We start from the raw sequence: 13,364 nt of genomic DNA, 5'->3' as shown, positions 1-13,364 counted from the left end.
GGATCCGCCCCTACCCGCAGCCGACCTTGTCCCCTCGTACAGGCGCGCCGCCCGGCGCGCTGGCCAGGGCCGGGGCGCGTACTCGTCGCACGCGCTGGTCCGGATCGCCCACCGTGACCCTCATCCGCGGGCCCTGCCCCTTGGCCGGGACCATCTTGACGCCGGGCAGGGCCGCGGCCAGTGAGCGCGCCGAGCGGTCCCAGCGCGGGTCGTAGGTGAGGGCCGTCCGGGTGTCCTTGGCCTTCGGCGCGTTCGTGGGGGCCTGGGTGGTGGCGAAGCCGCCGGTGCGCAGTTCGCGGTCGATGCGTGCGCCCAGGCCGGTCTTTCCCGTCGCGTTGCGCACCTCGACCCTGATGTCGCGGGGCGGGACCTCCACCTGGGCGGGTCCGCTGGGCTTGGCCGGCTGCTTGTCCACCGACAGCGGGCGGTCCTCACGGAGCGCGGCGAACAGCTCTTCGGCCTTCTTCTGGTCCCACCGCACCGTCGAGCCCAGCTCGGGCGCCCGGTAGTCGGTGTCGGACAGCGGCACGGAGGCGAACTCGGAGGACGAGGGGCGGAAGCCGCGCATCGCCTGGCCGAGCGCCATCATCTGGCCGCTGCCGAAGCCGCGGTCGGCGCGTACCGACCGCAGCAGGGTGCGGGCGACCTGGTTGAAGCGGACGGGGTTCATCAGCACCCCGTTGTCCGTGGCCCGCGAGATCACCGAGGCGAGGAAGCGCTGCTGGCGCTTCATCCGGCCGAGGTCGGAGCCTCCGTCCAGGTGCCGGGCCCGTACGTACTGGAGCGCCTGGCCCCCGTTGAGGCGCGTGGTGCCCTTGGGGATGTTCAGCCCGGAGTAGCTGTCCTTGAGGGGTTTCTCCGTGCACACCGGCACTCCGCCCAGGACGTCCACGGTGCTCATGAAGCTGGTGAAGTCGACTTCCAGGTAGTGATCGACGTGCACATCCGTCATCTTTTCGACTGTGCGCACGGTCAGCGCCGGGCCGCCGGCGGTGTAGGCGGCGTTGAGCTTGGCCGGGCGGGCGGGGAGGACCTTGCCGGTGGCGCGGTCCTGGTGTGCGGGCAGCTCGGTGTAGGAGTCGCGGGGCAGGCTCACCACGCTGGCGCGCTTCCGGTCGGCGGACAGGTGTACGAGCATCAGCGTGTCCGTGCAGTCACAGGCCGCGCCGCCCAGCTTGTACTTCTTCCTCTGCTGCGCCGAGATCCTGTCGCGCCGGTCGGTGCCGACGACGAGGATGTTGGAGCTGTCGCTGACGCCGGCCCGCGGCCGGTCGTCCAGTCCGCGGAAGGGATCGACCCTGCGGACGTCCTTGTTCAGCTGGCTCACCACCGCGTGCCCGGCCCCGCTCGCGGTCAGCAGCAGCACGGAGGCCAGGAGGATGAACCGCTTGCCCCAGCGCCGTGGCCGTCGGCCCCTCCCCGGATCCCTGGCCGGGACGCCCCCGCTGCCCGGGTGGCCGTGGGGTGGCGGGGCCGCGGGATCGTGGGGGTGAGGGGACTGACCACGCTCGGGCAAAGGAGGTCCACCTTCCCAGAGGGGGACTTACCAGACTGTACGTTTGGTCACGTCCCGATTACATATGGTCTCCGAACGGTAAGCCGATACGATCTCCGGATCGCGGACACACGCCGTCCGCCCCCCGGGCCGGCACCCTCGCGGCCCCGGACCGGCGTCCTCGCGTCCCCGGGCCGTGCGGAGCGTTCCCCCGATCGCGGTACCGTGAGCCCGTGACTCGCGCGACTCCAAGCCCGTCTGCGGGCTCCTCCCCCGACGCCGCCCCGACTCCCGTATCGGTGATCATGCCGGTCCTCAACGAGGAGCGGCACTTGCGCAGCTCCGTCGAGCACATCCTGGAGCAGCGCTACGACGGGGAGCTGGAGGTCGTCATCGCGCTGGGCCCCTCCACCGACCGCACGGACGAGATCGCCGCCGAGCTGGTGGCCGAGGATCCGCGGGTGCGCACCGTGCCGAACCCCACGGGCCGCACCCCGGCCGGGCTCAACGCCGCCATTGAGGCGTCCCGGCATCCGGTCGTGGTCCGCGTGGACGGGCACGGCATGCTCTCGGGCGACTACATCGCCACCGCCGTGCGGCTCATCGAGGAGACCGGTGCCGCCAATGTCGGCGGGATCATGCACGCCGAGGGTGAGAACGCCTGGGAGCACGCGGTCGCCGCCGCCATGACCTCGAAGATCGGCGTGGGCAACGCGGTCTTCCACACGGGCGGCGCCGCGGGCGAGGCCGAGACGGTCTACCTGGGCGTCTTCCGCCGCGAGGTGCTGGAGCAGCAGGGCGGCTACAACGAGGAGTTCATCCGGGCCCAGGACTGGGAGCTGAACTTCCGTATCCGCGAGGCCGGCGGCCTGGTCTGGTTCTCGCCCGAGCTGCGCGTCTCCTACCGCCCCCGGCCGAGCGTGCGGGCGCTGGCCAAGCAGTACCGGAACTACGGCCGTTGGCGCCATGTCGTGGCCCGCTACCACTCGGGCTCGATCAACTTGCGCTACCTGGCTCCGCCGCTCGCCGTGTGCGCCATCGCCGCGGGCCTGGTGGTGGGCGCCGCCGTCACCCCGTGGGGCTTCGTGGTGCCCGGCGCCTACCTTGCGGCCATCACCGCCGGCTCGCTGCCCGCGGGCAAGGGGCTGCCGCTGAAGGCGCGGGCGCAGATCCCGGTGGCGCTGGCGACCATGCACATGACCTGGGGCTGGGGCTTTCTGACGAGCCCGAAGAAGCTGGCCAGGAAGGTCATCGCCAGCCGCCGCGAACCGGTGCCCGCGCCCGCCCAGTAGGCGAGCGCCCGGCAGCACGAACGGGTAACCAGCGGTACGCACGGGTAAGGGGCGTCCTCCAGAGAGGGCGCCCCTTACCCGTGTGCGCGTCATCCGTGCGTACCCGTGCTGGCCCGCGCGGCTCCGCGTACGGGGTGCTTCCGGCGGCGGACCGGCTCAGGACTCCGCCGCGTCCGCCCCCATCCGCCCCCGTCAGGTCACCACGTGTAGTTCGGGTTGACCTTCATGCACGCCTTCTTGTCGTTGCCGTTGAGCGCGTCGGCGCTGTCCGGGGTCTTGTCGTCCTCCTCGCCCCCGCTCTTGCCGTCCTTGTCGCCCTTCGGATAGATCTCGCCCTCGCGCCAGTCGGTGCCGATGACGAGGGTGACCCGGTCCACCGCCGAGGAGTGCTTGACCAGCCGTTCGGGGATGCCGACGCTCTTGGCCACGGCCAGCGCGTCGCCCTTCTGCTGCTCGCTCGCATACGTGATCGTCGAGTCCGCCTGCGACTTGAGCGTGCTGTCGGACGCCGCCTGGCTGAAGCCCTTGCGTGTGAGGAGGGCGGCGATCGCGCCCGCACGTCCGTCGACCGGGCGCTGGAGCGAGGTACCGGTGCCGTTCATCACGCGGACGGGGATGTTCGCCTTGGGCTGCGAGGGCTCCGTCGGCTCGGGGGACTTCTCGGCCTCGGGTTTCTTCTTGTCCTTGCCGTCCAGTGCCACATCCCGGCGCATCAGGGAGAAGACCTGGTCGGCGTCGCCTTCCTTGGGCACGACGTAGGCGCCGCCCTCGGCGTACTCCCAGGGCATCGTCGTCATGGTGATGCGCTTGGTCGGCACGCGCTTGAGGTCGTTGCCCAGGTCGTAGAGCTTCTTGACCGTGCCGATGTTCTTGTCCACGGTCAGCGCCTTGGTGGCCGCCTCCGCCAGGCCGCGCAGCTTGCCCGGATCGGTCAGCTTGGTGCCCGACTTGAGCTGGCGGACCATGGAGTTCATGTACATGTGCTGCGCCTTGGCGCGGCCTATGTCGGTGCCGTCGCCGAAGCCGTGCCGGGTGCGCAGCCAGCTGAGGGCCTGCTCGCCCTGGATGGTGGAGGACCCCTTCTTCAGCTTCAGCTTCGAGCGGGGGTCGTTCACGTTGTTGTTCACACACACCGGCACGCCGCCGACCGCGTCGGCCATCGAGACCACACCCGCGAAGTCGATCATCATGAAGTGGTCGACCGGGATGCCCGTCATCTCCTCCCAGGTGGCCACGGTGCAGCCCGGACCGCCGTGCTGGAGGCTGGTGTTGATGCGGTCGGTGGTCTCCGGGTACACCTTCCCGTCGTCCGGGTCGGTGCACTTGGGGATCGTCGTCCTGGTGTCGCGCGGGACGGAGATGACCGACATGTTGCTGCGGTCGGCCGAGACGTGCAGCAGCATCTGGACGTCCGCCAACGGGGGGCGTTCGCGGTCGCCCTTGGAGCCGCCGAGCTTCACGTTCTCCTTGGAGGCGCGCGAGTCGGAGCCCAGCAGGAGGATGTTCATGGGGGTCTGGCCCGCGGCGTTGGGGTCCGATTTGTCGAGCTTCTGGTCCCCCAGGTTCAGCTCGTCCTTGCCGAGGTTGCCGTTCAGGTGCCGGTAGTAGAGGTAGCCCGCGCCCGCGGTCCCGAGTATCAGCAGCGCCAGAATGATGACGAACCAGCGCAGAACCCGCCGTTTTCGCCGGGGGCGTCTGCGCCGGCCCTTTTCCTCCACCACGTTCTTGTTCCTGTCCTGTCCTGCGTCTCCACCGTCGGGAGGGCCGTGCTGGGGGATGCCGTGCGGGCTGTCCTGCGGGACGTCCTGGCCGACGGCGCGGCGGACGGCCTGGGCGCCCGGTCCGACCGAGCCCAGGCTCCCCTCTCTCCGGCGCGGTGACTGCTCCTCGTAGAGGCTCTCGTCCCATCCCCGGTCGGCGGCGGTGGGCGCGCTTCTTCGCGCCCCCCTGCCGCCGCGGGTGCTGTTATGCCGCACGGGACCTCCCCGAGTTCCTCACAGGCGGTGCGTCCTCCGGTCGTCCGGCTGTCCGGTGGGACGTTCCGGAGGGGTCGATGTCACTTGGCGCACACGTTCTTGTCGTTCGCGTTGACCTTCTCCACCCCGGACGGCGCCTTGTCCGGTGCTTCTATCGGCTCGCCCGCCTGGGAGAAGTCCTTGCCGAGCGTCAGCGTCATGCTGGAGCCCGAGTCGGCGTCCGAGGTCTTCTTGAGCGCGGAGTCGGGCAGGCCCATCAGGTCCGCGAGCCGTGCCGCCTGGCCCGCCTGCGAGGGCGCGAAATCCAGCCGGGTCTTCTCCAGCAGCTTGGGCGCGTTGCCCGAGGGGGTGGCCTTGCCGACGCCCTTGCTGACGAGCCAGTCAGAGGTCTGGCGTGCGGCACCGGGCGTGCCGCCGCCGTTCAGCACCTCGGCCTCGACCTCGGAGGCCGGTGCCTTCTTGGCCTTCGAGGGGGCCTTGTCCTTGTGCTTCTTCTTCACCTTGGTCATGGACTTGTCGTCCCTGACCATCTTGAAGAGCGGCTTGGCCTTCGCCTCGTCGAGTATGACGGTCGCCGGGTCGTCGGGGTTGTCGAGGACGGGCACCGTGGCGAAGGTGATGTTCTTGACGTTCACGCGCTTGAGGTCCTGGGCCAGGCTCATCAGCTTCTTCACGCTGCCGATGCCCGTATCGACGGTGAGCGCCTTGGTGGCCGCGTCGCTCAGGTTGAAGAGCTTGGAGGGGTTGCTGAGCGTGTCCCCGGACTTCATCTTGCGGATCATCGAGCTGAGGAACTGCTGCTGGAGCTTGATGCGGTCCAGGTCGCTGCCGAAGCCGATGGCGTGCCGGGTGCGGACGAACGCCAGTGCCTGTTCGCCCTTGACGACGTGTTTGCCGGCCTTCAGGTTCAGGTGCGACTTGGGGTCGTTGAGGGGCTTGGCCGCGCAGACCTCGACCCCGCCGACCGCGTTGGACAGTTCCTTGACCGCGTTGAAGTCGGCCATCATGAAGTGGTTGATCTTCACGCCGGTCAGCTTCTCCACGGTCCGCCAGGTGCAGCCCGGATCGCGGCTCTCCTGGCCCAGGCTGGTGTTGAACCGCTGGCTCTGCTGGCCCGGGACGGTCTCCCTGCTGCCGTCCTTCTGCTTCGTGGGGCAGTCGGGGATGTCGGTGATCATGTCGCGCGGGATGGACAGCGCGGTGGCGTTGGTGCGGTCCTTGGAGACGTGGAAGAGAAACGTTGTGTCCGCGTGCCCGACGCTGCCCGCGTCCCCGTAGCCGGTGTTGCCCTTGCCCGCGCGGGCATCGGTGCCGATCACCAGGATGTTGACCGGGCCGTCGGTGACGGCGGCGTTGTTCATGCCGACATCGACCTTGTCGATGTTGCCGTTGAGCCGCTGGTAGAAGACGTATCCGCCCACGCAGCTCGCGACGACGACCAGCCCCACGATGCCGCCGCCCCAGCGGAGCGCCTTCTTCTTGCCGGACGGCTTGGGTTTGGCTTTCCTGCGGCCGTGGCCCCCGCCCCTGCCGTCCGCGTGCCCGGCCTTGTCGGCGGCGCGTGAACGCCCCCGCTGCGCGGGCAGCCGCGGCTCGGAGCGGCGTCCGCCGCGGCGCTCGTGTTCCTCGTCGCCGGGGGGTTCGTAGGAGGACGGCTCGCCGGTGGAGGGGGACTCGGGGGAGCGTCTCTGGCGCGGGGCGGTGGGGCGGCTGTTGCCGTACTGACTCGGGGAGTCGTCGGCAACCGGGTTCAGTCGCAGCTCATAGCTGCCGGTGTTCGGGTTGAACACCCACTGATCAGCGGGATCGATATCACCCGCGTGCCCACGGCCTTGCGCGTCCACGATTGCGTAAGTCCTCCAATAACCGGCTGCTGTTGCCGCTCCGGGGCTGACCGGAGCGCTCACACTATCCGGCAGGTTCGACGGCTAGTGACGACGGTGACAAATTCCACGCGGCCCGAAACGGTCAATTCGGCTCATTCTCAGCCTCATTCGGGGAACAGATGTCCCGGGCCGCAGTCGTTCCCCGGTAAGTCTGACCTGCCGTGTCCTTCTCGGTGCCGCCGTCCGCCGTCTCTTCCCCGTCCTTCTTGTCCCTGCCGTTCTCGCTGTTGCCGTTCTTGTTCTGGCCGTACTCGCCGCTTCCGGATTTCCCGTCCTTCTGCGCTGCGTCACCGGGCGGGGACTCCGCGTCAGCGACGGGGTCCTCGCCCCGCAGCCGCACGGGCCGGTCGTGACGCAGGCTCTCGAAGAGACGACGTGCCGCGGGCTGCTTCAGTTCATCGCGATTCCGATCCAACTCGTACGACCGTCTGGGCACGGTAAGAAAACGCACGCGGTCTTCCGGGATATCGCGCACGTTCCGCACGACTTCGTACAGCTCACTGAGGGAATCGAGTCCGGAATCGGCGGTCAGGGATGAGGTCACGGCATCAAGGACCGGATACGCCTTCCCCGGATTCAGAAGTACGCCGTTGCTGCGCATCTTCTTCACAAGAGATCCCAGAAACTGTTGCTGACGGTCGATGCGTTCCGTGTCACTGCCGTCGCCCAGACCGTGCCGGGCGCGTACATAGCCGAGCGCGTCCTCGCCGTGCAGGGTCTGCCGTCCGGCGGGCAGATCCAGCTTGGCCTCGGTGTCGTGCACCGGGTCCGCCAGGCAGACGTCCACGCCGTCCACGGCGTCCACCAGCTTCTTGAAACCCTGGAAGTCCACGACGAGGTGGTGATCGACCCGGATGTCGGTCAGCTTCTCGACCGTCCGGATGGCGCAGGCCGCGCCGCCGCTCTGGAAGGCCCAGTTGAACTGGGCGAACCGCTCCTGGCTGGTGGAGCCGTTCTTCTCCTGGCAGCTGGGAATGTTCACCATCAGGTCGCGCGGAATGGACATTCCGGTCGCGCTGCGCCGGTCGGCCGCTATGTGCAGCAAGATCGCCGTGTCCGAGCGCTCGCTGCCCTCGTCCCGGCCGTACGCGCCGTTGCCGTCACCCCGGTTGTCCGAGCCCAGCAGCAGGATGTTCTGCGCCGTGCTCGCCGCCTTGACCGGGGCCGGGCGTTCCTCGGCGTGCTGGTTGAGCTGTTCGGCGGTGTCGTAGTCGGTGTGGATGTTCCCGTCGAGCTTCTTGAAGAGGGCCCAGCCGGTGCCGGAGGCGGCCAGGACGAGAACCGAGGCGGACAGTGCGGCCCAGCGCAGCCAGCGGCGCCGGCGAGGACGGGGGGTGGCGGTGGGGCCGGTGTGCTCTGCGTCCTCGTCGGTGGTGCCCGGATCGGTCACGGCTGCGTTGTCCCTCTGTCGCGGCGGCGCTGGGCGTACGAAAGACGTGCGGGCGCGCCGGTTACGAAGACAGACGCCTGAAACATGCGCATGGTTGTACGTATTGCCGACCATGCGTGCGGGTCGCACGCCCCGGGCGCGCTCCGGCGGGTGAGGGCTTACCGCACGCCGGGCCCGGCCATGGGTGGGCCCGGCGTGCGGGCACGCGGGCCGGATCCACGATCCCGGCTCGGACCGGCTCGGACCGGCTCGGACCCGGCTCGCGGCGTGCGTGCGGAGCGTGTCGCGCCCGGCCGGGGCGGGCGGCCGTGGCCCGGCGTCAGACGGCGGTGTGGGTGACCCGCTCGCTCTCCCGGCGCGCGCCGAGGGCCGCGTCGTCCAGCAGTCCCAGGCGCGGCGCCAGCACCACCGAGCCGCCCGCGGCGAGCGGCGCGAGCAGCCCGGCGCTGAGGCCCGCCCAGCTGTCGAAGGGCAGCGCCGACAGCAGCCGCGATCCGGCGGTCAGCCCGCGCTCCCCGGCGTCGGCCCGCGCCCGGTCGGCGACCTGTGCGCCGCTCAGTTCGGTGCCGTCGGGCAGCGCCAGCGCGGGGGCTTCGGGATCGACGGGGACATAGGGAGTGAACCGGTCGCCCTGTCCCGGCACCTCGACGGCGTAGTCGGCGAACCCCTCGGGCGGTTGCGGGAAGCGCCCGCCGAGCGGGCGCAGGGCGAGCGCCACCCGCTCGCCCGTGCACGCCCGTGCCGCCTCCAGGGTGTCGGGCCCGCTCACCACGAGGTCGGCGCGCGCGGCGTCCCCGCTCAGATCGACGAGAACGCCCACCGAGGAGCAGGCCAGCAGCCACACCGCCGACTGCCAGTGCGCGGGCAACAGCAGCGCGAGCCGGTCGCCGGGCTCGGCGCCGAGATCGTCCTGGAGGAGGTTCGCGGTCTTCGCCACCCAATTGGCGAAGGTGGCGACGGAGAGTTCGACGCGCTCCCCTGTGGCGTCGTCGTAGAAGGTCACCAGGGGGCGGGCGGGGTCGTCGGCCAGCGCGGTGCGCAGCAGGTCGGCGGGGGTGCGGTCGGTGGCGTTCATTCGCGCAAGCGTACGCCGCGACGCGGCTGGCGGGGCATCAGAAAGGGGGCGGGGGAGCCGTGCTGAGGGCCAGTGAGTACCTGAGTGGGAGTAGCGGGCTCCGGTCCTGAATGGACAGGAATGATCACCTATGACCACGATCATTGGTATGCGAGCGAAACGTGCAACCTCGATCAGTGTCGTCAGTGCGGCCCTGCTGCTGCCGCTCGTCTGCGTCGCCCCGGCGGCCGGCGCACCGGGGGAGCGGGCATCCCGGGCCGCGGAGCCGGAATCCGCGACCAGGAACAACGGCCAGGGCGCTCAGGGCACTCAGAAGTCTCAGAGCACTCAGGGGGTTCAGAGTGCCCAGGGATCTCGGAGCGCTGAGGGATCTCCGGGAGGGCAGAGCGCTCAGGGCCGGGTCGCCGGCAGCACCCAGTCGCTGCCCTTCGGGGCCAGGCCCGCCACCAGAGGCGCCGGGGAGAAGGACTCGGGCAGCCGCGAGATCGGCGCCCGTTCGGTGCGCCCCTACTCGCTGCTCGGCGTCGTATGGGAACACGTGAGTGACCAGCTCAACGGCCACATCCAGGTCCGCACGCGTGACGCCGCCACCCAGCGCTGGACCGGCTGGCAGGAACTGGACTCCCACCCCGGCGACGTACCGGACGAAGCCGCGGCCGACGGCGGCGCCGCGCGCGGCGCCACAGCGCCGCTGTGGGTCGGCCAGTCGGACGGCGTACAGGCACGGGTGGCCCTGGAAGGCGACTCCGACGGGCAGCAGAACGCGCCGGGCCTCGCCTCGCTCCTGCCCGCCGGGCTGCGACTGGAACTGATCGACCCCGGCCCCGAACCCGCGTGGGACCCCGGCCCTGACTCGGCACCCCCGTCGAAGTCCCCCTCCAAGGCCCCCTCGAAGCCGAAGGGCAGCGCCCCTGCCAAATCCCCCGCCAAGGGGAAGGGCACCCCCCCGAAGTCCCCCTCGAAGCCCAAGGGCGGCGACCCGGCGAAGGGGCATCCGGCGGGAGGGAAGACCGGCTCCGGCGGGCGAGGGGAGACGGATCCGGAAGCGGGCCGCGCGCCCGAGCCCGGCCAGGCACCCGACGCGGAGACGGGCACCACGAGCAACACAAACAGCGCAAACAACACAGGCAACGCAGAAGACACCGGTGACACGGGGAACGCCGAGGCACCCGCGTCGGCCGAGTCCGCCAGGGGCGGGGCGCTCCCGGCCCTCAGCAGGGAGGCGACCCAGACCGCATACCCCGCGGGCCGCCCCTACATCGGCCCCCGGCCGCGCATCGTCACCCGCAAGGGCTGGGGCGCGAACGAGAAGCTGCGCGAGTCCGGGCTCAAATACACCAAGACCGTCAAGGTCGCCTTCGTGCACCACACGGCCATGACCAACAGCTACAAGTGCCGCCAGTCCCCCTCGATCATCCGTGCCATGTACCGGTACCACGTCAAGAGCAGCAAGTGGCGGGACATCGGCTACAACTTCCTCGTCGACAAGTGCGGCACCGTCTACGAAGGCCGCGCCGGAGGTGTGGCCAAGCCCGTGATGGGTGCCCACACCTACGGTTTCAACACCAACAGCACGGGCATCGCGGTTCTCGGCTCCTACGAGAAGACGAAGCCGCCGGCCGCGGCCACCCGCGCCGTCTCCCGGCTCGCGGCCTGGAAGCTCGGACTGACCGGCCGCAATCCGAAGAGCAAGGTCTGGATGACCTCGGGCGGCGGCAAATTCAAGAAGGGGAAGAAGGTCAAGCTCCGCACCATCTCCGGGCACCGGGACGGCTTCACCACCGAGTGTCCCGGCGCCCGCCTGTACGGCACGCTCGGTGCGACCCGCACCTCGGCGGCTCGCATGCAGGGTCGCTGAAGGCCCCTCGCGGCCCCGACCAGGGCCGCGAGGCCACCTGCCGGGGTTGCCGTACGGGCCCGCCCACGTGTTCGTACCCGTCTGCATACACTGGCCGCCGGCCACGGAAGGAATGGCCGGCGGACCCCGGCAGGAAGCAGAGACAACACGTGACAGAAGCGATCCTTCTGGTCGGGGGCAAGGGCACCCGGCTGCGTCCGCTGACCGTGAACACGCCCAAACCGATGGTCCCCGCCGCGGGTGTGCCCTTCCTCACCCACCAGTTGGCCCGCGCGCGTGCCGCGGGCGTCGATCACGTGGTGATGGCCACCTCCTACCTCGCCGAGGTCTTCGAGCCCTACTTCGGCGACGGCTCCGGCCTCGGGCTGCACCTGGAGTACGTCACCGAGGAGGAGCCGCTGGGCACCGGCGGCGCCATCCGCAACGTCGCCTCCCGGCTGCACTCGCGCCCCGACGAGCCGGTGCTCGTCTTCAACGGCGACATCCTCTCCGGCCTCGACATCCGCGCCCTGGTCGATGAGCACACCGGCGCCCGCGCCGATGTCTCGCTCCACCTGACGCGGGTGACCGATCCCCGCGCCTTCGGGCTCGTCCCCACCGACGGCGCCGGCCGGGTCACCGCCTTCCTGGAGAAGCCGCAGAGCCCCGAGGAGATCGTCACCGACCAGATCAACGCGGGCGCCTACGTCTTCAACCGCTCCGTCATCGACACCATCCCGGGCGGACGCCCCGTCTCCGTGGAGCGCGAGACCTTCCCCGGACTGCTCGCGGCGGGCGCCCACCTGCACGGAATGGTTGATTCCACCTACTGGCTCGACCTGGGCACTCCGCAGTCCTTCGTCCGCGGCTCCGCCGACCTCGTACTGGGCCGCGCCCCCTCGCCCGCCGTCCCCGGCCGGTGCGGGGAGCGGCTGATACTGGAGACGGCCGAAGTGGCGGGGGACGCCAAGCTCACCGGTGGCTCGGTCGCGGGCGCCCGCGCGGAGGTGGGCTCGGGGGCGCGCATCGACGGCAGCGCGCTGCTGGACGGCGCCGTGATCGCCCCCGGCGCCCGCATCCGCGACTCGCTCATCGGCGCGGGAGCCCACATCGGCGCCCACACCGTCCTGGACGGCGCGGTCATCGGGGACGGCGCGGTCATCGGCGAGGACAACGAACTGCGCGGCGGCATCCGCGTCTGGTGCGGCGCCCGGATCCCCGCAGGCGCCGTCCGCTTCTCCTCCGACCAGTGACCCGCGCCCCCACGCGTCCCCCGCCCACAGGGGGAAGCGGCGAGGGCGTGGGTGAGGCGGAGGCGCGGAGGCGGAGGGGGCCCGAACCCCGACCCCCAGGGCTGCCAGCCCCGGGGCCTACGCTTGCGCCCGTGTCACTCACCCGCACCTGGACCCCGCCGGGCCCGTACGACCTGCGCCGCAGCCTGGGCGTGCTGCGTCGCGGCCCGTACGACCCGACGTTCCGTGCGGAGGACGGCGCCCTCTGGCGCGGCACCCGCACCCCGCTCGGGCCCGCCACCCTCCGCCTCGTCCGGCGCACGGGTGGGGCGGACGGCGCGGACGGCGCGGGCGGCCAGGTGCGCGCCGAGGCATGGGGGCCCGGCGCCGACTGGGTGCTCGACGGACTGCCCGCGCTGCTGGGGGCCGAGGACGACCCCGGCGCCTTCGTCCCGCACCACGAGCTGACCCGCCGGGCACACCGCCACCACCCGGGGCTGCGCCTCATCCGTACGGGTCGCGTCCTGGAGTCGCTGATCCCCTCGGTGCTGGAGCAGAAGATCACGGCCGAAGAGGCGTACCGCGCCTGGCGGTTGCTGGTGCGCCGCTTCGGCGAGCGCGCCCCCGGCCCGCACCCGGACCTGTGGGTGATGCCGGCGCCGCGCGACTGGCTGCGCGTCCCCTCATGGGAGTGGCACCGTGCCGGGGTGGATCAGAAGCGCTCCGCGGCGATCATCCGCGCCGTCCAGCGGGCGGGCCGGATGGAGGAGGCGGCCCGGATGGATCTCCCGGCCGCGCTCGCCCGGCTCCAGGCGATCCCCGGCATCGGCCCGTGGACGGCGGCCGAGGTACTCCAGCGCAGCAACGGCGAGCCGGACGCCGTCACCGTCGGCGACCTGCACCTGCCCCGCCAGGTCGGCCACGCACTCACCGGAGAGCGCGACACCGACGACGAGGGCATGCTCGCGCTCCTCGCCCCTTACGAGGGCCAGCGGCACCGCGCCTCACGCCTCATCCTGCTCGCGGGCCCGCGCATGCCGCGCAGACAGCCCCGCTTCCCGGTCGGCGACATAGCCCGCCTGTAGGGCAGCCACCGGGGGCGCCGGGCACCACGACAGCGGACGGGCCCGCCCGCCACGGCAGTTCACATGCCGGCCAGGGTTCACAAGCTGAGGGCCGCT

General features: G+C 71.1%; 9 protein-coding genes. 4 read left to right on the top strand and 5 right to left on the bottom strand.

What is annotated here, in order from left to right; translation table 11 throughout:
• Positions 1-10: 10 nt before the first annotated feature.
• Positions 11-1,516 (bottom strand): LCP family protein, encoded by a 1,506-nt coding sequence (locus ABD339_RS17580; protein ID WP_344567115.1) that lies wholly within the window; start codon positions 1,514-1,516, stop codon positions 11-13.
• Positions 1,517-1,728: 212 nt separating this feature from the next.
• On the opposite strand from ABD339_RS17580, the gene ABD339_RS17575 reads away from it, so the two are divergent.
• Positions 1,729-2,787, top strand: a complete 1,059-nt coding sequence (locus ABD339_RS17575; protein ID WP_344567111.1) for a glycosyltransferase family 2 protein — start codon at positions 1,729-1,731, stop codon at positions 2,785-2,787.
• 197 nt (positions 2,788-2,984) lie between these two features.
• Here ABD339_RS17575 and ABD339_RS17570 read toward each other — a convergent pair whose 3' ends face one another.
• The 4 genes from ABD339_RS17570 to ABD339_RS17555 form a co-directional block, all read right to left on the bottom strand.
• Complete coding sequence (locus ABD339_RS17570) at positions 2,985-4,763, bottom strand: LCP family protein (RefSeq protein WP_344567109.1); 1,779 nt, start codon at positions 4,761-4,763, stop codon at positions 2,985-2,987.
• 80 nt (positions 4,764-4,843) lie between these two features.
• Positions 4,844-6,607 (bottom strand): LCP family protein, encoded by a 1,764-nt coding sequence (locus ABD339_RS17565; protein ID WP_344567107.1) that lies wholly within the window; start codon positions 6,605-6,607, stop codon positions 4,844-4,846.
• A 124-nt stretch (positions 6,608-6,731) separates the two neighbouring features.
• On the bottom strand, positions 6,732-8,039 hold the full coding sequence (locus tag ABD339_RS17560; protein ID WP_344567105.1) for an LCP family protein: 1,308 nt from the start codon (positions 8,037-8,039) through the stop codon (positions 6,732-6,734).
• A gap of 319 nt (positions 8,040-8,358) precedes the next feature.
• Positions 8,359-9,114, bottom strand: coding sequence for a TIGR03089 family protein (locus tag ABD339_RS17555; RefSeq protein ID WP_344567104.1), 756 nt, complete (start codon positions 9,112-9,114; stop codon positions 8,359-8,361).
• Between the two features lie 148 nt (positions 9,115-9,262).
• Between ABD339_RS17555 and ABD339_RS17550 the strand changes: the two genes are divergently transcribed.
• The 3 genes from ABD339_RS17550 (at position 9,263) to ABD339_RS17540 (ending at position 13,268) form a co-directional block, all read left to right on the top strand.
• The gene (locus tag ABD339_RS17550; RefSeq protein ID WP_344567103.1) at positions 9,263-10,972 is read left to right on the top strand and encodes a peptidoglycan recognition protein family protein; all 1,710 of its coding nucleotides are present in this window, start codon (positions 9,263-9,265) and stop codon (positions 10,970-10,972) included.
• A 149-nt stretch (positions 10,973-11,121) separates the two neighbouring features.
• On the top strand, positions 11,122-12,204 hold the full coding sequence (gene manB / locus ABD339_RS17545; RefSeq protein WP_344567100.1) for a mannose-1-phosphate guanylyltransferase: 1,083 nt from the start codon (positions 11,122-11,124) through the stop codon (positions 12,202-12,204).
• A gap of 131 nt (positions 12,205-12,335) precedes the next feature.
• On the top strand, positions 12,336-13,268 hold the full coding sequence (locus ABD339_RS17540; RefSeq protein ID WP_344567098.1) for a DNA-3-methyladenine glycosylase family protein: 933 nt from the start codon (positions 12,336-12,338) through the stop codon (positions 13,266-13,268).
• Positions 13,269-13,364: the final 96 nt, after the last annotated feature.

Source organism: Streptomyces axinellae (genome assembly GCF_039532135.1).
Classification (GTDB): Bacteria; Actinomycetota; Actinomycetes; order Streptomycetales; family Streptomycetaceae; genus Streptomyces; species Streptomyces axinellae.
This window is presented reverse-complemented; position numbering and strand designations above follow the sequence as displayed.